Source organism: Nonomuraea sp. B19D2 (assembly GCF_040137845.1).
Classification (GTDB): Bacteria; Actinomycetota; Actinomycetes; order Streptosporangiales; family Streptosporangiaceae; genus Nonomuraea.
The window spans coordinates 1-21,292 of sequence record NZ_JBEFAK010000088.1; the positions used below are offsets into that span (position 1 = coordinate 1).

General features: G+C 70.2%; 22 protein-coding genes and 2 pseudogenes. 16 read left to right on the plus strand and 8 right to left on the minus strand.

Annotated features, from left to right (window positions below):
• Positions 1-244: 244 nt before the first annotated feature.
• Together ABN273_RS57230 and ABN273_RS57235 are read left to right on the plus strand one after the other, a co-directional pair.
• Positions 245-886, plus strand: a complete 642-nt coding sequence (locus ABN273_RS57230) for a gamma carbonic anhydrase family protein (RefSeq protein WP_349458189.1) — start codon at positions 245-247, stop codon at positions 884-886.
• An 85-nt stretch (positions 887-971) separates the two neighbouring features.
• A complete protein-coding gene (locus ABN273_RS57235) occupies positions 972-1,124 on the plus strand; it encodes a hypothetical protein (RefSeq protein ID WP_349458190.1) in 153 nt (50 codons plus the stop codon).
• 609 nt (positions 1,125-1,733) lie between these two features.
• Here ABN273_RS57235 and ABN273_RS57240 read toward each other — a convergent pair.
• Positions 1,734-2,216 carry a MarR family winged helix-turn-helix transcriptional regulator gene (locus tag ABN273_RS57240; protein ID WP_349458191.1) on the minus strand — a complete coding sequence of 161 codons (483 nt, stop codon included), beginning with the start codon at positions 2,214-2,216 and terminating at the stop codon, positions 1,734-1,736.
• A gap of 78 nt (positions 2,217-2,294) precedes the next feature.
• Between ABN273_RS57240 and ABN273_RS57245 the strand changes: the two genes are divergently transcribed.
• A complete protein-coding gene (locus ABN273_RS57245; RefSeq protein WP_349458192.1) occupies positions 2,295-2,918 on the plus strand; it encodes a TIGR03086 family metal-binding protein in 624 nt (207 codons plus the stop codon).
• A 21-nt stretch (positions 2,919-2,939) separates the two neighbouring features.
• Positions 2,940-3,368, plus strand: coding sequence for a RidA family protein (locus ABN273_RS57250; RefSeq protein ID WP_349458194.1), 429 nt, complete (start codon positions 2,940-2,942; stop codon positions 3,366-3,368).
• 180 nt (positions 3,369-3,548) lie between these two features.
• On the opposite strand, the pseudogene ABN273_RS60160 reads toward ABN273_RS57250, so the two are convergent.
• Positions 3,549-4,053 (minus strand): annotated as a pseudogene (locus ABN273_RS60160) (Tn3 family transposase); the annotation flags it as partial.
• Between the two features lie 149 nt (positions 4,054-4,202).
• On the opposite strand from ABN273_RS60160, the gene ABN273_RS57260 reads away from it, so the two are divergent.
• The gene (locus ABN273_RS57260; protein ID WP_349458196.1) at positions 4,203-9,062 is read left to right on the plus strand and encodes a DUF4132 domain-containing protein; all 4,860 of its coding nucleotides are present in this window, start codon (positions 4,203-4,205) and stop codon (positions 9,060-9,062) included.
• A gap of 434 nt (positions 9,063-9,496) precedes the next feature.
• Here the strand turns inward: ABN273_RS57260 and ABN273_RS57265 are convergent, their stop codons facing one another.
• On the minus strand, positions 9,497-10,342 hold the full coding sequence (locus ABN273_RS57265; protein WP_349458197.1) for a TIGR04222 domain-containing membrane protein: 846 nt from the start codon (positions 10,340-10,342) through the stop codon (positions 9,497-9,499).
• A gap of 184 nt (positions 10,343-10,526) precedes the next feature.
• On the opposite strand from ABN273_RS57265, the gene ABN273_RS57270 reads away from it, so the two are divergent.
• The 3 genes and pseudogenes from ABN273_RS57270 to ABN273_RS60165 all read left to right on the plus strand — a co-directional run.
• The gene (locus ABN273_RS57270) at positions 10,527-10,778 is read left to right on the plus strand and encodes an asparagine synthase-related protein (protein ID WP_349458198.1); all 252 of its coding nucleotides are present in this window, start codon (positions 10,527-10,529) and stop codon (positions 10,776-10,778) included.
• A gap of 59 nt (positions 10,779-10,837) precedes the next feature.
• Complete coding sequence (locus tag ABN273_RS57275; RefSeq protein ID WP_349458199.1) at positions 10,838-11,764, plus strand: hypothetical protein; 927 nt, start codon at positions 10,838-10,840, stop codon at positions 11,762-11,764.
• A gap of 53 nt (positions 11,765-11,817) precedes the next feature.
• Positions 11,818-12,237: pseudogene (locus ABN273_RS60165) on the plus strand (DUF4158 domain-containing protein); the annotation flags it as partial.
• A gap of 98 nt (positions 12,238-12,335) precedes the next feature.
• On the opposite strand, the gene ABN273_RS57280 reads toward ABN273_RS60165, so the two are convergent.
• On the minus strand, positions 12,336-12,899 hold the full coding sequence (locus ABN273_RS57280; RefSeq protein WP_349458208.1) for an aldo/keto reductase: 564 nt from the start codon (positions 12,897-12,899) through the stop codon (positions 12,336-12,338).
• A gap of 71 nt (positions 12,900-12,970) precedes the next feature.
• Between ABN273_RS57280 and ABN273_RS57285 the strand changes: the two genes are divergently transcribed.
• Entirely contained in the window at positions 12,971-13,525 is a 555-nt protein-coding gene (locus ABN273_RS57285) for a TetR/AcrR family transcriptional regulator (RefSeq protein ID WP_349458200.1), read from the plus strand.
• 206 nt (positions 13,526-13,731) lie between these two features.
• Here the strand turns inward: ABN273_RS57285 and ABN273_RS57290 are convergent, their stop codons facing one another.
• The gene (locus ABN273_RS57290) at positions 13,732-14,925 is read right to left on the minus strand and encodes a cytochrome P450 (RefSeq protein ID WP_349458201.1); all 1,194 of its coding nucleotides are present in this window, start codon (positions 14,923-14,925) and stop codon (positions 13,732-13,734) included.
• A 65-nt stretch (positions 14,926-14,990) separates the two neighbouring features.
• Entirely contained in the window at positions 14,991-15,956 is a 966-nt protein-coding gene (locus ABN273_RS57295; RefSeq protein ID WP_349458202.1) for a zinc-binding dehydrogenase, read from the minus strand.
• A gap of 287 nt (positions 15,957-16,243) precedes the next feature.
• Between ABN273_RS57295 and ABN273_RS57300 the strand changes: the two genes are divergently transcribed.
• The 5 genes from ABN273_RS57300 (at position 16,244) to ABN273_RS57315 (ending at position 18,743) form a co-directional block, all read left to right on the plus strand.
• Positions 16,244-16,525, plus strand: coding sequence for a hypothetical protein (locus ABN273_RS57300; protein ID WP_349458209.1), 282 nt, complete (start codon positions 16,244-16,246; stop codon positions 16,523-16,525).
• A complete protein-coding gene (locus ABN273_RS60170; RefSeq protein WP_502911349.1) occupies positions 16,447-16,665 on the plus strand; it encodes a hypothetical protein in 219 nt (72 codons plus the stop codon). Before ABN273_RS57300 ends, ABN273_RS60170 begins: the two co-directional genes overlap by 79 nt.
• Before the next feature lie 531 nt (positions 16,666-17,196).
• Positions 17,197-17,724, plus strand: coding sequence for a hypothetical protein (locus ABN273_RS57305; RefSeq protein WP_349458203.1), 528 nt, complete (start codon positions 17,197-17,199; stop codon positions 17,722-17,724).
• 2 nt (positions 17,725-17,726) lie between these two features.
• Positions 17,727-18,077 carry a hypothetical protein gene (locus ABN273_RS57310; protein ID WP_349458204.1) on the plus strand — a complete coding sequence of 117 codons (351 nt, stop codon included), beginning with the start codon at positions 17,727-17,729 and terminating at the stop codon, positions 18,075-18,077.
• Positions 18,078-18,188: 111 nt separating this feature from the next.
• Positions 18,189-18,743, plus strand: coding sequence for a dihydrofolate reductase family protein (locus tag ABN273_RS57315; protein ID WP_349458205.1), 555 nt, complete (start codon positions 18,189-18,191; stop codon positions 18,741-18,743).
• A gap of 101 nt (positions 18,744-18,844) precedes the next feature.
• On the opposite strand, the gene ABN273_RS57320 is transcribed toward ABN273_RS57315, so the two are convergent.
• The gene (locus tag ABN273_RS57320) at positions 18,845-19,123 is read right to left on the minus strand and encodes an ATP-binding protein (protein WP_349458211.1); all 279 of its coding nucleotides are present in this window, start codon (positions 19,121-19,123) and stop codon (positions 18,845-18,847) included.
• Here ABN273_RS57320 and ABN273_RS57325 point away from each other — a divergent pair.
• Positions 19,016-20,032, plus strand: a complete 1,017-nt coding sequence (locus tag ABN273_RS57325; RefSeq protein WP_349458210.1) for a carboxylesterase family protein — start codon at positions 19,016-19,018, stop codon at positions 20,030-20,032. The two genes, ABN273_RS57320 and ABN273_RS57325, sit on opposite strands and share 108 nt — an antisense overlap.
• Before the next feature lie 66 nt (positions 20,033-20,098).
• Positions 20,099-20,299 carry a hypothetical protein gene (locus tag ABN273_RS57330; RefSeq protein ID WP_349458206.1) on the plus strand — a complete coding sequence of 67 codons (201 nt, stop codon included), beginning with the start codon at positions 20,099-20,101 and terminating at the stop codon, positions 20,297-20,299.
• A 173-nt stretch (positions 20,300-20,472) separates the two neighbouring features.
• On the opposite strand, the gene ABN273_RS57335 is transcribed toward ABN273_RS57330, so the two are convergent.
• Positions 20,473-21,183 (minus strand): sigma factor-like helix-turn-helix DNA-binding protein, encoded by a 711-nt coding sequence (locus ABN273_RS57335; protein WP_349458207.1) that lies wholly within the window; start codon positions 21,181-21,183, stop codon positions 20,473-20,475.
• Positions 21,184-21,292: the final 109 nt, after the last annotated feature.

The following is a 21,292-nucleotide window of genomic DNA, read 5'->3' on the forward strand; positions in this document are numbered from 1 at the left end:
GATCAGCTCTCGGCACACGACCCACACCTCAGGCCCGGCCGGAACCCTCCAACGGCCCGTCATGACCCGAGTGTGAATCCCCGATTCCAGTCTGAAAAGGCCACCAAGATCTTCAGGACACTCCTAGTGCCGTATCAGCCAACATTCGCCCTGTAGCCTCAGATCGCGGATGGCACATGTCTCAGCGAACGCGACGTCTGAAATCCGCCAGCATGCTCGCGGTCGGTCGGGCGAGAATCCGCTCGTGATCGCTGAAGCGCAGGGAATCCGCATCCGGCACCGCGGGCATGAACCGCAGGTCCATCCCACCGCCTACGTTGCCCCGACGGCCACGCTCGTCGGTGATGTCCGCGTGGGGCCGAGGGCGCGGGTGATGTACGGTGCGGTGCTCGATGCCGAGGGGTCTCGGATCGAGGTCGGGGAGGCGGCGGTGATCTGCGAGAACGCAGTGTTGCGCGGGTCTGCGGTCGCCGGCGATCAGCCGGTGCTTGTCGACGACCACGTCTTCGTGGGGCCGCATGCCACGCTGCTGGGCTGCGAGGTCGGCAGGTGCGCTTATGTGGCGACCGCGGCGACGGTCCTGCAGTGCGCACGGTTGGGGGCCGGCGCGGTTGTCGCTGTCGGCGCGCTCGTCCATGCGCGCACCGTTTTGCCGGACGAGTACTTCGTGCCGCCGCACACCGTGGCGCTTGACGCGCCGGTGCGGCTGCTGGCCCCTGGCGATCCGGGCCTGGCCGAGGCCGTCAGGCGGGTGGGCTTCGCGCAGGTGGCGTTCGGCGTCGACGCGGAGTGGACCGACCGGATCAGCCGGTACGAGCACATCGCGGAGGTGCGCGTCGCCGAGTTCGGTACGCACGCGGACGATGAGGTTCTGAATCTCGGCTAGCGCCGCATCAGCGACCCTTGTGCTGTGGTGAGGTGACGCGCCGTCCGGATTCCACTCCGGCGTGCGCGTCCGGCAAGCTGTACCGGTGGCAGAGCGCGCATCCGGCCGCAGCGCGTCCGCACACGCCGTGCCACTGCCGCAGATCCCACTCGACGACCCGCGCGTGCTGGCCCTGGCCAGGGCCAGCCAGCAGCTCGCCCACGACTGGCACGTTTCTGCCGACGTGGGATGGAGCTGACCGACAAGGAACGCGAGACTCCCTGCCCAACGCCCGCAACCGTTGATGTCACCCGAGCGGCGGGCCTACCCACAGGCTCTACCTCCGACGACGTGGCCAACCTCATCGTCTTCCTGGGCTCGGGAGTCAACGGCAACCTCACCGGCGAGGTGATCCGGGACGGCTCCGCCGCCGCCCGCGCACCACACATCGGCAGATAGCAACCCCCTACTCCGCAACCACACCAATGCGCTCCCCCGCCAGGCGTGCGGGCAGCAGTTCCCCGTCCCGGTTGGACGGCCCTGGGCATTGTCGTCGCGCCGCACGCACAGGCGGAAGCGGGCACGCCCAGATCCAGACGACCTCCGGAGTCACGGTCTTGCCGGCACGCCGGACGCTCTGCACGCGGTCGGCTCCCCCGACCGCGACACTCCGGGGCGACGATGACTGTCCCGACATCAGTGCAAGCTTCAGACCTCAGATGCCGTCCTCCTCCACCAAGTCCGCAGAAGACGCGCCCTCAAGGAGTGCCGCCGCTTGCGGCGCTCGGAGACGCCTGGCCGGGCTGAGGAAGCGATCGTGTAGCGGCCCCAAGGTCAAGGTGGGCTGCGGATGGCTGGGCGGCGACTGCTACGCGTCGCGCGACGGTTGTGCGCGCACGGCCGTCGCCGGATCCGGGCCGCCGATGATCTCTTCACGGGGAAGTGCCGCCAGCGCCTGAGCGGCACGCAGGAATGTGCTCCGGTCCTCTTCGGGGAGCATGGCGAGCAGCCGGTTCTCGTTGGCCTGGATCTCGTCCTGGACGGCTCGATACAGGGCGCGGCCCGTCTCGGTGAGCGACAGCAGGCGCGCTCGGCGGTCGGCGGGGTCGGGGTCGCGGGTGATCAATCCGGCTTCCTGGAGCTTGTCGAGCGTGCCGATGATGCGGGTCTTGTCGGCGCCGATCGCCTCGGCGAGCGCGGCCTGCGTGCGTACCGGATTGTCGCGCAGTGCGCCGAGCGCGGCATATCCCCACATCGAGATTCCGTGTCTCGCCAGCACCGGCAGCTCGGCGGCGACGAGAGATTGGACCAGGATGTGGAGCATTGCGGCAAGGTCGGGGCGGTCCGCCATGCCTTGCAAGATACAGGTTGACAGATAATAAGCAGAACACAATCATAAGCACATGCATATTAAATGGAGGGGTGTGAGGTGACCCCGACCGTGCGCGACACCAGCCAGCTCCTGCCCGAGGCCGATCTTGTGGCGCTCGACGCTCAGGCAGTGCTCACCAGCGTTGAGGTGGTCGCGCGGGCCACCACCGCCGACATGAGCCGGCCGACGCCATGCGCCGACTGGAGCCTGGACGGCCTGCTGGCCCACATGACCGCCCAACACCACGGGTTCGCCGCTGCGTCCACCGGAGACGACGATCCGGCGAGCTGGACGGCCCGGCCACTCGGCCACGACCTGGTGGGCGCCTACCGCAGCTCTGCCCATCGCGTCCTGGCCGCCTTCGCCGACGACGGCGTCATGAACCGGATGTTCCCGCTGCCGGAGGTGAGCGCCAGGCCGTTCAGCGCGCGGCGGGCGATCGGCTTTCACCTGCTCGATTACGTCGTGCACTCCTGGGACGTTGCCAAGACGCTGGGCCTCACCGTGGAATTCGAATCGGACGTGCTCCACGCCGCGTTGATCGTGGCGCAGGCCGTTCCTCAAGGCGAAGCCCGCCGCGCGCCAGGCGCGGCCTTCGCGCCGGCGATCGCCTGGTCCGGCGGAGCGGCCCTCGATCGGATCGTGGCCGTCCTCGGTCGTTCTCCGAACTGGCCCCATTGACCCATGACCACAGGAGAATCGATGACTGCAAATGTCAGACTGATCCGCGACATCGAGCTTGCCCAGACGGTCGAGTACGCCTACGCCTCGGTCGCGGACGCTCCGTTGCGCTGCGTCTGGGTGGCAGGAGCCTGCCCGCTCGACGTCGACGGCAAGACGGTCGCGGTTGGCGACTACGCGGGGCAGACGCACCAGGTGATGCGCAACCTCGCCACCGCGCTGCGCGGAGCGGGCGCCTCCCTGACCGACATCGCCAAGACCACCGTTTACGTCGCCTCCTCCCGGCAGGACGAGCTCGACACCGCCTGGCAGGTCTACCGCGAGTACATGGGAGCCCACGACGTGCCCAGCACCTTGCTCGGCGTGACCGTGCTCGGGTACACCCACCAACTGGTCGAGGTCGAGGCGGTGGCCGTCATTGCCCCGTGCACCGCCGGTGAGTCACGATAAGACGAGCCTGCCAGGCTCCTTAACGTGACTGGCCGTTCGGTTGCCGCTTAAGCCCCGGCCCTCCGCAAGCCGGGCACGGCTTGGGCCCGGCTGCCCTGCCCGGGTCGGGGCCGACGGCACAACGGCTGGGCAATCAAGCGGCCAGCTCGACGTCGGCGAAGTCGACCTCCTTCAGCAGGGGATCGAACGGATCCGGCCGATGACGTAGCTCGTCGGTGGCAGGAAATTGTCGATGTAGGTGTCCACCTGGGTGCCGTCGACGGCCACCGTGCTGCCGTCGCCCCAGGCCTTGACCACGTCCAGCTCGACGAAGGCGTTGATCACATCCGCGATCGCGGCGTTCAGCTTCTTCAGGGTGATGTGCCGGTTGCGGACCATGGACAGCTCGCGGGCGGTGACGCCGGCGATGTGCTTGGCGGCCTCGTACGGGCCGATGTTGATGCCGCCGGTGAACACCGCCAGCGAGTACACCACCCTCGTCGATGACCAGGTCGGCGTTGTCGAGGTAGCCGGCGTCCAGATGCGCGGCCGCGCTCAGATGGGCGTCCTTGAGGTGGGCGACGAAACCGGCAGGTGTATCGGGCAGCCCGACCTTCTCGCAGAACGCCGCCAGCCGTGGCTGGCACTCCTCCCAGGGCAGCAGGTGCGCGCTCCAGTCGGCGTACTCGTTGGAGCGTACTCCGGCCGAACGCCGGGAGGGTCGCCGCGAGCAGCGCGCCGGCGCCCGCGATGACAAAGACAAGATCGATACGCCCTACCGGCTGCCCTCGTCACTGCGGGCAAATCATCCCTTTCCCCGGCGAATGTCCTATGGATGATCAAGAATGGCGTGCCATGGGATGGATCGGGATCGCGACGGGCCACGAGCTCACCGTCGAGGGGACGCGGCGGCCGGTGCTCGCCTGCCGGACGGCCGCGGGCCACGTGCTGGCCAAGGTGCCCGCCAACGTCAGGAAGGATCCGACCGCGGTACGGCTCGCCGCCCTCTGCGACCGGCTCGGTGAGCACGCGCGGGCGGTGCACGACCGGGTCGAGTCCTGGATGGTGCGGTCGCTGCCCGTCCCGGCCGCGGTGTTCGCGGCCGTGTGGGACGACCCGGTGTGGCGCGAGACGCTCACCGACCTGGTCATCGCCCCGATCGTCGACGGCGCGCCCGACCTCGGCCGCTGCGCGCTCCTGCGCGAGGGCGCGTGGACGGGCGCGGACGCATTCGCGATCCCGCACCCGCTGCTGCTCGGCGACGAGCTGCCCATCTGGCGGGGACGGAACCTCACGCAGGTTGTTGAGCAGGTACGCCGCGAGGTGTGGACGCGTCCCGCGAGCATGGACCGTACGTTCGGCGTGGTCGACACCTTCGGATACCTGGACGCCCGGTACGAGAGCGGCGCCGCGTTCGAGCGCCGCGTGCACGAGCTGGGCGGGCGCATCAAGAGGGACAGGGCGCGGTTCACCGTGCACGCGCCCGAGCCGCTCGGCATCGAGATCGACCTGGACTGGAGCGGGCCGATGAGCCCGGCCTACATGGCGTGGCTGAGCTTCGCCGCGGGCGGCCGGGAGATCGGCGACATCGCCTGGTCCGAGGGCGTACGCATTCTCATGGCTCTGTACGCGGACCGCACCGTGGACGAGACGGAGCCGGTGGTGGAGGCAGGCGAGGCGTACTCCCACTACTGCGACGCCCACCAAGGCGAGCCCGGCACCGTGGCGCCCTCCGGCATCACCGGCCCGACGCGCGACGTGCTGCTGCGCGCCGGGGCGGTGCTGCCGGGCACGCCCGCCGGCTCCGACGAGGACACGTGCGTCGCCGTCCGCTACGAGCACTCCGTCCTGGACGAGCCGGTCGTCGAACTCGTCCGGCGCGCGGCCGTCGACGGCGACAAGGCCGAGAAGTCGCTGTACGACCTGGACCCGGTGGCGGAGACCGGCGTCGGCACCGTGCACGCGGGCCCGCTCGGCTTCCTCGCGTCCGCCCTGCACCGGTACCCGGCGCACCGCGCCCGCATCCTGGCCGCGCACAACGACCTGCGGGCCGCCCGCGGCCTGGCCGCCCGCAAGCCCGGCCTCGCGCGCACCGCGCTCACCCGTACCGGCGACGACCTGGAGACGCACGCGCCCGAGCTGCTGCCGCCGTTCTACGAGGAGTGCGCGCGGATCCTGGCCGCCGCGGGCAGCGACCGCTTCGCCGCCGCCTTCTTCGAGAAGGCCCGCGCCGCCGAGGACGCGCACGCGCTGCCGGTCGACGAGGCCGCGCTCGTCGCGGCGCACCTCGCCGCGGGACCGGACGCCGCCGGAACGGCCACGCTCAAGAAGCACGGCAAGCGGCTCGCCGCCCGCCACCCCGCCCCCGGCGCGTACCGCTGGCACCGAAGCCTGCTCACCGAGTGGTGCGAGGAAGTCCCGGACGGCGCGGACGGCGCGCTGGCCCTGGCCGACGGCTGGGCGGCGCTGGCGAAGGCCGCCGGGCACGCGCTCGGCGGGCCCGAGGACGAACGCGCCGTACGGGCCTTGCTGGAGAGCGGCTGCATGGAGTCGGCACCGCAGGCCCTCTGGACGTTCGTCCTTCCGTTGCTCGGCCCGATGGCACGGGCGGACGCGGGCATCGGCCGCGCGCTCCTCGGCATCCTGCCGCTGCCCGCCAAGGACATCCCCAAGGCGAAGAGCGCGGCAGTGTCGCTCCTCCTCGGCAACCTCGCGGGCGCGGGCCTGACCGCCCCGTTCACCACGTCCCCCGGGCTGGCGGGGGCGGCGGCGAAGGACTGGCTCGGCCGCTTCCTGAAGCGGTACGCGGGGCTCGCACTCCCCGTCGCCGGTCTCGGCGACCTCCTGCACGACGCCGGTACGCGGCTGCGTACGGAGGGCCTCACCTGCGACGACCATGAGGCGGTCCTGGGAGTGGACGAGGACGAGGTCAACCGCTGGGAGGAGACCGCCGCCGACCTCCCGCTCCTCGATCTCCTCCTGGACCGCGGCGTCCCGCTCGCGCGGCCCCGGCTGCTGCACACGTTCAAGCTGTACGACCGGCTCGCCTCCGGAGCGGGCACCGACCTGGCCGCCGTTGCCGCCGACCCGGACTGGGCTCCGCTGCTACGCGACGCGATCGTGGGCAACGTGACCAACCAGCTCAACGTCACCGAGCCCGCCGTCCCGAAGCAGACCGCCCCCGAGACCGTACGGGCCCTGACCGCGACACCGGGAACGGCGCGGATTGTCGCCGCCATCCTGGCCGAGCATGCCGAGCGGGTCCCGAATCAAGGGCTTCCGGACGCGCACGCCGCCCTGTGCGACGCCGAACGGTTCACCATCGCCGGAGTCCCCCGCCCCCTCCTGGACAGCGTCCGGACGATCGCGACCGGGACGGACCCGGCCCGCGCCCTCGCCACCACGCTGAGCGGCGGCGTCCTCGACGAACTGGAGTTGCCCGCCTTCGTCCCCGGCCACGTCAACACCATCACCGACTACCTGGAAGAGAGCGGCACCGACCTGCTCCTGATCGAGTCCGGCCGGCTCTGGGAGCACAAGTTCCGCGCCTCCGTCGTCACACCGGATGGAGCCGGCCCGTCCCACGGCTTCGGCACGTACGAGCACGTCTCCAGCCGGTCCCACGAACGGACCGAGGCGCGCGACCTCTACGACCGCTGCCTGATCGCCGTGCACGGCCGGGTGACCGTACTGGACCACGGCGGCCCGCACTGCCCGCACGGCAGCGCGCACCCCGCCGCCCGCCGCGTCGTACCGGCCGACGGCGAACGGGTCGCCTTCCCCGGTGGCGCCGAGGCCACCGTGTGGCGCGGTCAGGGCCGGATCATCGAGCTGCGGGACCCGGCCGGGCGGACCATCGGCCGCTACGTCCGCGGCTGGGGCAGGGTGCCCGAGCACTACGGTGCCGAGAACATCCGCACGGTCGAGCGCCACCGCTACGCGTCCGGGGCCCGCCTGGTCGCGCCTCCCGGCCGGTGGTCGGCGATGCGGCCGCGCGACCCCGAAGGATCCAGGGCGCTGCGCGCCGTCGACGAGAAGAAGGCGCAGGCCCTGATCGACGTCGCGGACGCCGTGCTCGCCGCCGACCTCATGCGGGTGCTGGACCCCGAGAGCGGGTACCCGGAGAAGGACGCCGCCCGCGACGAGCTGGCGGGACGGCTCCGCCCGCTCCTGCCGGAGATCACCGACGAGTCGCTCTGGATGGGCGTCACGTTCCTGGTGTGGACGGCCGTCGAATGCCGCGAGCGCGCGTTCGCCCTGCTGGAACGCCTGGCGCTGACCCCGCCGCCCCACCTGCGCCCGGCGCCCGCCTCCGCGGCACCCGCCGTCCAGCCCGAGAAGTTCCCCGAGCCGGACGATCCGGGGCCTGAGTCCGCGTACGCGAGGATCGTCCACTTCGCCCGTGCCGCCGTCGATGTGCCGTACGACAAGAAGATCGCGATATTCAACGCCACCGCCGTCAAGGGGGTCGAGAACACGCTGGGCCGCCTCGGCGCCGCCGTCCTGGAGGCCGCGTGGGGCGACAGCGGCGGGCGCGCGCAACTTCTGAAGCTGGCCGCCGTCCCCGAACTCCTCCGTACCGACGGCACCTGGCACGTCGCCCGGCTGCGCCCGGAGTACGACCTCGGGCAGATCCGCTCGGGCCGCGGCCCCATCGTGGCCGCCGCCGTCGCCGACTACGAGCAGGTGGGGCACGGGTACGCGGTCACGGCGCTCCTCTACACCCCGGACGGTCCCAACTCGCTCCTGTTCACCCGCAACCGCGCCGTCGAGCTGCGGACCTGCCGCGGCTGGGGCGACCCGGACCGGCTCCGGCAGGCGCTCGACCTCATCGCCGAGAACGGCCCGCCGCCCGTGGACCGGGAGGCTACCGTACGGGCGTTCGCCGAGGCCACCGGCCTGTCACCGGCCCAGTGCCTGATCCTGCTGTCCACCTCGGCCCGCACGCTCTCCTGGCCGGACGGCTGGGCGCGGGGCCGCGTCGCCGCCTTCCGCAAGGGCGACGCCGCCCGCGCCCGCGAACTCGACCTGACCGAGACCGAACTGCGCATCGCCGCGCTCTCCCTGGAGGCGCTCACCACCACCGACGAGGCCGTCGAAGTCGTCGAGCTGCTCATGCGCGACGACCCCGCCGACCTCTGGCGTACGGGCCCCGACCTGGACCGGGCGGTCGCGTACTGGACGGAACGCCACCCGAGGCTCATCCCGCTCACCACCGAGCAGTGGGTCACCCTCGCCTCCGGGGCCGAGGACACCCTGGAGGCGCTGATCGCCCTGCTCGGCGAGCGTCCGTCCGTACCGCCGCTGGGTCACATCGCCCGCGCTGTGCGGCTCCTGGCCGACCGCCTGCCCAAGGACCACCCCGCCCGTACGACCGCCGCCGCCCGCCTGCTTGACCTGCACGAACACGTCACCAGCCCGGACACGACCCTGCCCATCGCCACCGGGGTCACCTCGGTCACCGCCCTGGAACGAGCCGCCGGAGCGACCGCGGCCCACCTCCCGGAGAGCAGGCTCGCCATCGGCGAAGCCCTCACCCTGGAGCCCGCCGGAGACGGCTACCGCGTCCACCTCCGCCCGTCCCGCTGGTCCGACCTGGACGCACTGGCCTCGGCCCTCCGCCGCGGCGGCGCCACCGATGTCGCCCTGGTCATGGAGGACCTGCGCTTCCTTCGTTCGTCCGAGCCACTGGAGGCCGCGGCACGGCTGAAGTGACGTTCCCGGAGGTGTGCGGGTGGTGGCAAGCGATCCAGCGGTCCGGGGCTGCTGCGCACTTGGCAGCGCGACCAAGGTGTCATGCAGCTCCCGCGTGGCCCGTTCCCGTTCGCGCGCCACCAGCCGGGTCAGCGTGCTGATCCCCCGCAGCCCGCCAACTCGGCCTCGGCCGAGGCGAGGTCCCTCAGCCCGCACGCCTTGGTGATCTCCCAACTGTGTTCCGTGACAGTAGGTAGATCAATGTCGCGCCGTGAAACCGAACGGAATCCGGCCATGCCTCTGTCGCCAGCCTGGCTAGCTGGTCAGCCCGGCGACGGCGGATGTGATCATCGGCAGGCGCAGGTCCGGTGGGCGAAGACCTGCGGCAGGCCTTCCACGAACTCCACGGGTGGGCCGTCCGCAACAAACCTCGGCGAGCGCTGTCGCTGAGGCGGTCAGGGGCCGCCACAACCACCACCGCACCCTCCGCCGTCGCCGCCGCCACCGCCGCCTGAGGCGCCTGTGCCCCGGGGCGAGGAAGGCCGCCGGAGGTCGAGAAGCGCGTAGTACAGCTCGTCGCGGCGCAAACCGTACAGGGCCATCGCGACGGGTCCTTCGGCGGTGTCCCGGGGGTTGTCCCGCTTGGCCGCCTCAAGAATCTCCTCACCGGCGGGTGTCCGGCACCGCTGCCGCGTCTTGCGCTCGTAGCGATTCCACGCGATCAGCGCGGTCAGCATCACCGTCGCGAGGACGCACGTGGTGAGCACCGACAGCGGTGTCACTCTCGTGGTCAGCGCGGCCCACAACACCCCGAGCGCCACCGCCGCCGCGGTCCAGCCCAGCGCCGCCACTGTTGTGAGCCACCGGTCGACCAGGCGGAAGAAACCGGGCGGACGCAGCAGCCCGTCGTCGACGAGGCGGCGTCGGAGGATGTCCATGTACGGTCCGAGCCACACCTTGTCGCGTAACAGATGCGCGTCCAGGCCTGCGGGATGGCCGGCGACGAGCTGCAGCACTTGCTCGTCGAGAGGGTCGCGGGGCTCGCGGTGTGAACGGACCAGGTGGATGCGGCCATCGCGGGACAGGCGCAGCATTCCTGCTTCGACCTGTATCGCGATGGCGGTGAACGCGGTGTCCCACGCGTCACCTTCCAGATAGGCCAGCTCGTAGGGGGTGAGTTCGCGCGGATGGAAAACGGAGACGGCCGCCTCGATGGCGGCGATCTGGCGTGCAAGCGCACGGACGGCGACGACGACGAGAACCGCCAGGACAATCGAGGCGATCAGCAGGATCAGCTTCATCCAGGGCCTCCCCTCCATGTGGCCGGAAAGGCTGAGCACCATGCTCATCCTGACAGGCCGGCTCCGGGAGGGCTCCCGAACGGCAGCCCTCCGCTGACCATGTGCGGCGTGGGGGTCAGGCCGATGCGCTCATCTCCTCATCCGACAGCCACTCATAGCTGGGACCGGGCACGTCACGAACTTCATGGAGAACCAGAACGGGCACACCGAGCGCCTGTTCAAGGCCGTCGGCGTCGAGGTGCGCGTGCCGTACTGCGACCACCGGCTGCTGCAGTACGCCTACAGCCTGCCCTGGGAGCTGCAGTACTACGACGGCCGCGAGCAGGAGGGTGCTCCGGGCGGCCCTGGCCGATCTGCTGCCGCGCAGCGTCGTCGAAAACCGGCACCGCCGCAAGAACTCATCGATCTTGCCCAACCATCTGAAAACGGTACGTGATGCTCTTCGTGGTTAGACTTCCACGAGGGTAAGTTCCGCCCAGCGGACGGGAGCCCATCATGGATCGACCGAGCAGAATCGACCGCAGGACGCTCGCCCGTCACATCGCCGCCGACGTCGACCAGGTGGCGCCGCTACTCGCGCGGATATTGCTGGTCCGCGCGGTCTGGAGCATCCGCCACCACCGCAACGACCATTCTCTCTGGGTGGCCAAAGACATGGCTTGTGACTGCCGGGAGGAGCTCAAGAGGGCGCGAGCGACCACACGGGAACTGGCTCGCGCGCTGGTCCCCGACCACGATGTCGACCACGACCTCACCGCCGCGATCACCGGGACCGATTGGCTGAGTGCGGCCATCAGCAGGGAAGGCGCCGCGTACTCGGACTACCAGCTGGCCACCGACCCCGACATCACCATCGACAAGCAGCGAGCCGGTGAGCTGGCGGAGCGGTGGCAGGATCGGCGGGACGCCGTCCACGATGCCCTCCGTGGCCTGCCCAAGGACCTGGGTAGCGGCAAGGTCGGATCGCTGCTGCTGGACCGCGCTCTTGACCGTGTCTTCAAACGGGGCCTGTACTACCTGACCCGCCACTACATGTTCAGCCAGGAGCCGGAACGCGCGTGGCGCCGCCGGGTCGCCGGCGTCCTGCACGACGCGGCGTGCGTCAGGCTGGCCCGCGGCAACGCGGCGGCCACCGGCGACCTGGCCGATAACGTCCGCGACGGGCTCCGGACGCTCGACTACACGGCACCGAGCTCGTGGGCGCGGCAAGCCGCAAGCCGCCTGGAAGAGATCGCGATCCCGGTGTTCACCGGGCAGGCACCGCTCACGGCCGGCAAGGTCACCACGATCCGGCTGACGGCGCTGTGCCTGGCCGGCGAGGTCGAGGCCGCCCGGATCGCCGCGGCCGGCGACCCGTTCCGTGGCATCGTCATGGGGATCACCTTGATGGAGCGAGACACCGCCGGCGAAAGCGACCCCTAGCAGGACCTCCCCACGTCAACCTCGGCGGCTGAGTCTCCGCACCCCACAGGCGAATGTCGCGGTCCGGGGCATCGGGCTCGCGCCACGACCGCCGACAGGACAAGCGTCGGGATCACAACCGGTTGAGGTTCGCGGTCCAGTTGACCAGCGTGCGGTTCTTGGGCCGGTTCATGGCCGACCCTCAGCAGGTGCCAGTGGAGGTGGCCGAGTACCTGGCGGAGCAGTTGGACATCGCCGATGCGTCGTGCTTGAAGCTGTACGGGGAGCGTGACGGCACGGCCCGCACGCATGCCGGGCAGATCCAGAAGGCCAAGGGGTGGCGGGACTTCGCCGAGGTCGTGGAGGACCTGCGGGAGTGGGTGGATGCGCGGGCGTGGACGACCGGGGACGGCCCCAAGGCGTTGTTCGACGCGGCGGCTGGGTGGCTACCGGAGCGGCGGGTGCTGCTGCCGGGGGCGACGACGCTGGAACGGCTGGTGGGGTCGATGCGGGAGGCGGCAAACCAGAGGTTGTGGGACAGCCTGTATGGGCTGCTCAGCGTGGGGCAGCGGGCGGTGCTGGACTCGCTGCTTCAGGTGCCGCCGGGCGCGCGGGTGTCGGAGTTGGACCGGTTGCGGCACGGGCCGGTGCGGGTGTCAGGCCCGCAGATGGTGCGGGCGCTGGAGCGGGCCGCTGAGATCGCCGCGCTGGGGATGGGCGAGCTGGATGTGTCGGGGGTACCGCCGCGCCGGCTGGCGGAGTTGTCGCGGTATGGGATCGACGGCAAGGCCTCGTTGCTGCGTCGGCACAGCGATCCGCGCCGGTGCGCCAGGTTGGCGATCCGGTCGCCGATGGTGCGCTCAAGGGAGCGCGCGGTCCGGCCGAGTGGCGTCCACTTGGTGGAGACGGTGACGTCCTCCGGTGACACCCCGGCGTTGCGAAGCCCGGCTGCGAGGCTGCGTTCCGGCCGGCCGGCCCCGTACCCCTCAGCCGTGTCGAACCAGGAGATACCGCCCACCAAGGCGGCCTTGACGATGGCGTCGACCTGGTCCTGCAGCAGTGCCGGGAAAAACGTGCTTCTGCCTTCGCCTGAGAACTGCGAGCCACCCAGACCTATGGGCGAAACCGGGATGCCGGTCCGCCCGAGCTGTCGCATAGTCACGAGATCAGCTTACGTTCATAATGAGACATGGATGTCTCTTAATGAAGCCTTAGTATGGTCAAGTGGTGAAATCGGATGCTGGGATGCAGCGCACCCGGTCGGCGATCCTGGACGCCGCCGCCCGAGTGCTGGGCCGACGGCCGGATGCGGCGCTGGCGGAGATCGCGGAAGAGGCCGGCGTGGGGCGCGCGACGCTGTACCGACATTTCCCGACAAGGGAGTCGCTGCTGAGCGGCGTTGCCGAGGTCGGGATCGCCGAACTCGTGGCGGGCTTCGCCGCCGCGAACCTCGACGAGCTGCCGGCCGACCGGGCGATCACCCGGATCATCGCGGTCTTCCTGCGCAACGGCGCCAAGTACGCGGCCGTGATCAGGCATGCCGACCAGTACTGCGACCCGGCCGACATCGAACGCACGGCCAAGCCCGTCCGCGAGGTCCTCACCCGCGGTGTCCGTGACCAGGTTCTCCGTGCTGACCTGCGCGAAGACACCCTGTTCGCGCTGTTCTCCGCGATCTTGGAGCGTGCCCTCCGGCTCACCATCGACGAGGCCACGACACCCGAGGAAGCCACCGAGGCCGCCGTGACCATCTTCCTCGACGGCGCACGCAAGCCCCGCTAGAGCGATCTTCAAGGGAGCGGGGGCAGGGTCACCGAAGAGGGGCGCAATCCTTCGGCGAGGAGAGCGAGGTAGCGTTTGTGCCCGCCCCCGCCGGTTCGCCGAGAGGGACCGTGGCCGTGGTCATCGCGATAATCGGTTCGACCTCGGTGGCGAGGATGCGGTCGAAGACGGCCCGCAACCCCCGCCCCCGCCCCGTCATCGTCTCCTCACCAGGTCACGCTCAATGAGCGCACACCATAGACGCCGCTGAAGACCCGAAAATCCGGGCCGGAGTCCGGCTCGGCCAGCGCGAGCGCCGGGAAACGCCTGAACAGCGCCGGGAACGCGATCCGCATCTCCATCCGCGCCAAGGGCGCCCCCAGGCAGTGGTGCACCCCGTGGCCGAAGGCGACATGGCCGGCAGCACCCCGGGTGATGTCGAGCGTGTCGGGATCGTCGATGAGGGCGCGGTCGCGGTTGGCGGCCAGCGGCGAGGGGGCCACGATCGAGCCGGCGGGGATGGTGTGCCCGGCGATCTCCACGTCGGTCGTGGTCGTGCGCACCAGCGACGGCACGATGGACAGCCAGCGCAACAGCTCCTCGACGGCCGGCTCGACCCGCGCCGGGTCGTCGCGGATCATCGCCAGCTGGTCCGGGTGTCGCAGCAGGGCCAGGGTGCCCAGGCCGAGCATGTTCGAGGTGGTCTCGTGCCCGGCCAGCAGCAGGAGGCTCGCGATGCCGATCAGCTCGTCGGTGGACAGGTCATCGCCGTGCTCGCGCACCAGCATCCCCAGCATGTCCTCACCCGGGTCCGCCTGTGCCCGGGCGACCAGGCCGGCCATGTACGCCCGCTCCTCGCGCCGCGCCGCGTTGCGCACCTCGACCGGTGCCGACAGATCCAGCAGGCGCGCGGCACGCCCCTGGAACTCCTCCCGGTCGGCATAGGGCACACCCAGCAGCTCGCAGATCACCATCGACGGCACCGGCAGCGCGAAATGCGACACCAGATCGGCCGGCTTGCCCGCCCGCTCCAGATCATCCAGCGCCGACTCGACGATCTCGGTGATCCGCGGCTCCAGCCGGCGCATCCGCCGCACCGTGAACTCCGGCGTCAGCATCCGCCGCAACCGCGTGTGCTCCGGCGGATCGAACCCGATCAGATTCCCCGCCCGCAGCTTCGCCTGCTCCTCTTCGCTCATGTCGCGCGCGTCGGGAAATGTGGCGAGGGCGCTACTGAACCGCGTCCCATCCGCGAACACCTCCCGGACATCCTCATACCGCAAGATCAGATAGGCCGGCACCCCGAACGGCGTCTGCTGCCACAGCACGCCCTGGCCATCCCGTACCCGACCCAGCTCCTCGACCGGGTCGAACCCGTTGCGCCGCATCTCCAGCGGCAATTCCGGCGCTTCCGTCATCATCGATCCACCCCTTGATCCCGTGAGACATTCCTAAGTCCGCCGATAACCGAAGACGACCAAACGCTTCACGGCAGGAGAAGCGTTTTGCCTACCGTGGTCCTGGCCTCGATGGCGGCGTGGGCGTCGGCCGCCCGCTCCAGCGGGAACGTCTGCCCGATCACCGGCCGCAGCCGCCCGGCCGCGGCCTCCGCAAGCGCGGCGGCCCCCAGTTCGCGCATGAGCGGACCGAGTTCGCCCATCATCTGCTGCGGGCCGATCACGGTGACACCCGCCGCAACCGCCGAGGTGTCGGTGTATTCGCCGCTGGCCGCGCCGTACACCACGAACCGCCCGCCGGGCTCGACCAGAGACGTCGCCGCCGTCCCGATCTCGCCGCCCACACAGTCGAACACCACGTCGACGGCTGCGCCACCGGTCAGGCCGCGAACCTGCTTGGTCCAGCCCGGCTGCGCGTAGTTCACCGCCTCCGCGCCCGCCGCACGCACGGCCGCCAGCTTGGCATCGCTGCCGACGGCGCCGATCACCTTGGCGCCGGCGTTCACACCGAGTTGCACCAGAAGGCTGCCCAAGCCGCCGGCCGCAGCCTCGACCAGCACCCACTCGTCCGGCTTCGGGGCGACCAGCCGGAAAATGCCGACCGCCGTCCGGCCGTCGTCGAGCAACGCCACCGCGTCGGGGACGGACATCTCCGCCGGGATCGGGATCACCTGGTCGGCGGCGACCACCGCCTTCTCCGCGTAGCCGCCCGTACCACCGGCCGAGGCGAGCACCCGCTGACCCAGCAGCGCCGGGTCGACGTGCGGGCCAACCGCGCTGATCACCCCGCCGACGCCGTTGCCGGGCACGTAGGGCGGGGTGGGCAGCGGCAACGGCATCGGCGAACGCCCGGCCCGCACCTGGGTCTCCACGAACAGCACACTCGCCGCTTCGACGTCCACCAGAACCTGACCGTCGCCGGGCTCCGGATCAGGAGCCTCACCGGGGACCAGCACCGACGGAGCCCCGAACTCGGTCAACCAGATCACTCGCATCGCTGGTCCGGGGACGGCGCCCGTACGGGCCCCGCCTCCCGTCCTCCCCTCACAGTCGTGTGCGGACATCGCCGCCCGCGGATAAGTGCTAGTTGTCTAACACTTAGCGGCGACTGTACATGAATATCGTGCGGCTCGCTATGAGAGTATGTTGTCTCATCATGAGTGTACGACGCTGCCGCTGGCGGTTGCATCGCGCAGCTCACCGAGCGTTACCGCACCGACTCATCCCCGGGGGCGCGCACATCAGAACCCAGGCCGACATCGCCACGTACGGCACGTACCGCATGCCCGCCACCTACGCCGCCGCCGCGACCGCCATCCGCCAGGCGGCGGCGCTGGCGCCGGGTTTCCAGCCGGTCGCCCACCTCGGCGCGGGGGGCGGCACCGGGGCGGCGATCTGGGGTGGCGGGCGAGACCTGGCCGTACCTGCGCCAGGTCACGGCGATCGAGCACGACCCGGGCATCATCGACCTGGGCCGCCGCCCGGGTGCTGCGTCACCCGCAGAAACGCAAGGACATGGTGTCCCCGCGCCTGTGCACCGACCAGAACGAGCTCCGCGACATGATCGCCTCCAAGCGGCGGGGCGACCTCTACGGGCGGCCAGGGACGTCGGGTGGGGCGACGCCTGGACACGCTGGCGGCCGGCCCGTCGCGCGGCGGGCGGGCGAACGTCGTGGCGGCGTTCGGCGTCAAAGCTCGCGCTGACCCAGCAATAAGCGCCTCCACACGCAATCCTTGCAGGGTGCGCATGACTGATCTCTTTCACGCCCTGTACGCCCGGCGCCGTCAAGAGACGGCAGGTGGTTCGTGGCGGGGAACGCCGATCGGGCTCGGCAAAACATTGATCTTGACGGCGGGTGAGTGATATAGGGGAATTGGTGCGATTCCAAGGTGCGGCGGTGACAGCCCGCCGGTCCCGCTGATCACGGCGGGACGACTCGGTGTGATTCCGGGCCACGCGGTGACACCCCGCCACCTCTCGGGCCCTGCTCACGGCCCCTGGTTCTCCGTACGGTGAGGACTGTCCTCCCGTTGTCGAGAGGTGGTGTCGGATGTTCACCGGGCATATCCAGGAAGTCGGCACAGTGGTGGCCGTCAACCAGACGCGGATCGCGGTCAGAGCGCCCAAGGCCGCTGCAAGCATGCTGGGTTCGATCTGCCTGAACGGCGTCGGGCTGATGATCGTCCAGACCGAGTACGAGACGCACGTACTGGAAGCCAGCCGAGCTGCGCCGGGTGTCCGGCCGGCAGATCGTCCTCACCTGGGATCCCGCCGTCACCGCACGATTCTGGCTGGTCGAGGAGTACCTTCCGGAGATCGCCGAAGCCGACGCCGGACTCGCCTCTCTCGACATTGTCCAGACCTGGTTCCGGCGCGATGGTGCACGGGTGACCGTCGTCCCCGTGCCGGTGGCCGCAGACTGCGCCGACGGATTCCTGGGCGCGTACTGGCGACGCCCGCACTGCTACCTCGACCCCCGGGTTCGCGCCGCCATCTCCGCCCTGGCGAACCTCGACCAGCACCTTGTCGAGCGCGCGATGCGACGCCTCGAGATCGACCTCGCCACCAGTCGCTGGCATGAACGCCACCGGAGTCTCCTCGACGCCGACACCCTCGACCTCGGCTACCGTCTCGTCACGGCCGACCCACCCACCCGCGCCGATCAGCCGGACACGAGCAGCACCGTCGCCGTGCGGAGGCCCGCCGCCCAAGCGGACTCGCCGGCCTGGACAGCGGACCACATCGACGGGAACGAGCAGTAGCCGTGCCGATCATCGACACCTGGGCGCGACACCCGACCCAGCGCTTCCGGCAGCACGACAGCCGCTGGAGCGGTACGTCGATCCCGGCCGAGCAGCCGCCGGTCTCGGCCACGCTCGCCGCCATGGACAAGGCTTCCGCCGACCTGCGCAAGCCCATGGCCGCCATTCGCGAGCTCCGGCGCGCGGTCACGGAACTGGGGTTCAAGGCGCTGCGCATCGTGCCCTGGTTGTGGGAGCTGCCGCCCGACGACCGCCGCTACCACCCCTGTACGCCGATTGCGTCGAACTCGGCATCCCTTCTGCACCAGGTCGGGCACACCGGCCCGCTACGCCCCTCCGAGCCACCGAGATGATCGCGGTAGCAACCAAACACACCGACGTCTACATCGCCCCTGCCTACGATGAGTTCCGGCGCTCCATCGAGTCTCCACTCTGGACGACCGCTACGACCAAGGAGGAGTTGCATGGGCAAGGTCATCTACTGGATGAACACCTCGATCGACGGCTACATCGAGGATCCCGACGGCGGCATGGACTTCCTGGACCCGGCCGATGACTTTCGCCAGGCGGCGAACGACCACGTTCGCCGGACCGCGGCGTTCCTGTTCGGGCGGCGGCTGTATGAGGCGATGGAAAAGCCCTGGACGCAGGACCTCGGCAAGGAAGGCGCCCCGGCCGTCGAGCGGGAGTTCGCCCAGTTCTACAAGGAGACGCCGCGGTACGTCTTCTCCGACACCCTCCAGACCGTCCCCGAAGGGGTCACGATCGTCCGTCGCAAGGACGCCGTGTCCGCGGTGACGCGCCTCAAGCAGGAGCTCGACGGCACCCTCCAGCTCGGCGGCCCCGAGCTGGCCGCCTCCCTGCTGGACCTGATCGACGAGTTCTGGGTGTACGCGTTCCCCGTGATCGTCGGGGGCGGCAAGCCGTACCTGCCCGTGGGAGAAAAACTGCGGCTGCGCCTGGTCGAGCACCGTTCCTTCGCCTCGGGAACCATGTTCCGGCGCTACGTACGACCCTGATCGACCAGGAGGGGACCCCGCGCGGGAGCACCCACGAGGGGCCCCGTGGCCGTACGCCCGAGCACGATCTCATGTGCGCCTTGTGAAGCTCTTGTTCGAGGTCAGGATGATCGAGCCCTTCTCGTAGCGCTTCGAATCACCTGGAAAACCAGGTTGGCCTCGCCGCGTTCGAGGATCTCGTAGCCAACTTCGTCGATCACCAGGACGCTCGGGCGTCCGGCGGCGACTACGACGCCCGGCGGCTGGCCCGCGCGGGCGCGGTCGTCGTGAGCGTGAACTACCGGCTGCGCGTCTCCGGCTTCCTCGCCCACCCCGGGCTGGCCGGCTCGGGCGCGTTCGGCCTGCTCGACCAGCAGGCCGCGTTGTGCTGGGTACGGCACAACGCTGCGGCCTTCGGCGGTGACCCGCGCAACGTCACTCTGTTCGGCGAGTCCGCCGGTGCTTTCAGCACCTGCGCGCAGCTGACCTCTCCCGCAGCAACGGGGTGTTCGACAAGGCGATCATCCAGAGCGGCAGTTGCTCGATGCGTCAGATGGGCATTGACCCCGCCGGAGGAGACACGATCTGGCCTTCTCGGGAGGCCGGTGAGCGGATCGCCGCAGCTGTCGCCGAGCGAGTCGGGTGCACAGACGCAGCGCAGACGATGCCCTGCCTGCGCCGGGTGCCCGCCTGGGCTGGTGCTTCGGCGCTCTCAACCGACTGGGTGCCCCCGAACGATCCGCTGGGTCCTCGATCATCGTGGAGCGGTGGTTGTGAAGGCGATCAGGGCGGAGGCGTCCGCTGTGACGATCTCGGTCAGGACCACCACGCCCGAGGCGAGGTGCCCTGCATGCGGCATGCAGTCGGCGCGGCGGCATGGGAGCTACCGTCGCAGGCTGGCGGATGTGGCGCTGACCGGACGTCGGGTGGTGATCGACCTGCTGGTCCAGCGTTTCCGCGGCACGGCCGAGGCGCGCAAGCGTAGGACATTTATCGAGCAAGTAGAGGGCCGACGCCGACTCCGCCGCAGGCGCCTGTCCTGGGCGGCACTCCTGCCGAGTGGGAAGGCGCGGGCCACCAAGCGGCCGCTATGCCCACGCCGCCACCCCGGAGGACCTGGCGACCGCCCGGGCCGGGCGACGCGGCTCGCGCGTCGATCCTTTCCTGCCCTACCTGCACGAACGATGGAATCAGGGCTGCACCGACGCCGCGCGACTGGTCGAAGATCCGCGAACGCGGCTACACCGGCAGCGGGCGCACCGTGCGCCGAGCCACCGCCTGATGACCCGCCACCCCGGCCACCTGGGTGAGAACGCCACCCTCCGGCTAAAGAAGCTGCTGACCCGGTGTCCGGAACTCGACGCTGTCGCCGCTGCGTGGAGTCGTTCGCGCAGATGATGGCCGACCTGGACGGACAACGCCTGCCTGCCTGGCTGAAACAAGCCGAAGCCACCGACCTTCCGCCCCTGAAGAGCCTGGTCAACGGCATCTGCCACTATCTGGCCGCGGTGACTGCGGGACTGGCTATGGGCGCATCCTTCGATCTGCTGCGCCTACAGATCCTCCACGCGGACTGAAGATCCACAACTGCCTCTGATTGATCAGTTCACGGCAGTGGAGCAGAACCGCTTTTCACGGCCGCCGTCAGGCCTCCGGGATGAGACGGGATGTTCCGGCGCGAGACCGACACTCAATGGTCTTCCTATTGGCTGCGACCCTGTCACATGGCTTCACGCGATCAAGCGCCCACTCAGCGGCTCATGGCGGTCTGCTGTTCAATACGCGACAGCTTCTCGGGATTGCGCACGTGGTAGGCGCCGGTGACGTAGCCGTTCTCCACTCGCACCGCCACAACGCCGTCGATCTCACCGTTGACTCGGACGAGCAGCCCCGGGCCGCCATTGATCTGTACCAGCTCGACCGACCTTTCTGCGTCGCGCTTCCACCAGCCGACGGCCAGCAGGCGCGCAACGTTGTCAGCCCCCACGATGGGCCGCAGCAGGGCATGCTTGACACCGCCGCCGTCGCTCAGGGCGACGACGTCCGGCGCGAGGATGTCGAGCAGGCTCTGCAGCTCGCCGGTTTCGACCGCGCGTTGGAAAGCCTGGAGGGCGGCTCGGTGCTCGGCCGGGGAGCCGGTGCCGCGTGGCCGGCGCGCGGCGACGTGTGCCCGTGCCCGGTAGGCGATCTGGCGGACCGCGGCCGGGCTCTTGTCGACGGCCTCAGCGATCTCGTCGTAATCCAGATCGAACACCTCGCGCAGCACGAACACCGCCCGCTCAATCGGCTGAAGCGTCTCCAGGACCAGCAGCATCGCCATCGAGACGCTGTCGGCCAACTCCACGTCCTCGGCCACATCAGGCGCGGTCAGCAACGGCTCGGGCAACCACGGTCCGACGTAGGACTCCTTACGCCGACCGAGCGCGCGCAGCCGGTCCAGCGCCAGGCCGTACCAGCGCATCGACTACGTCATGACCTCTCGCGACATCAAAACGACCTCGGTGGCCGTCATCGGCACCGAGGCCTCCGACCACTTCCCCATCGTGGCCGACCTCGAACTCCCCCACCCC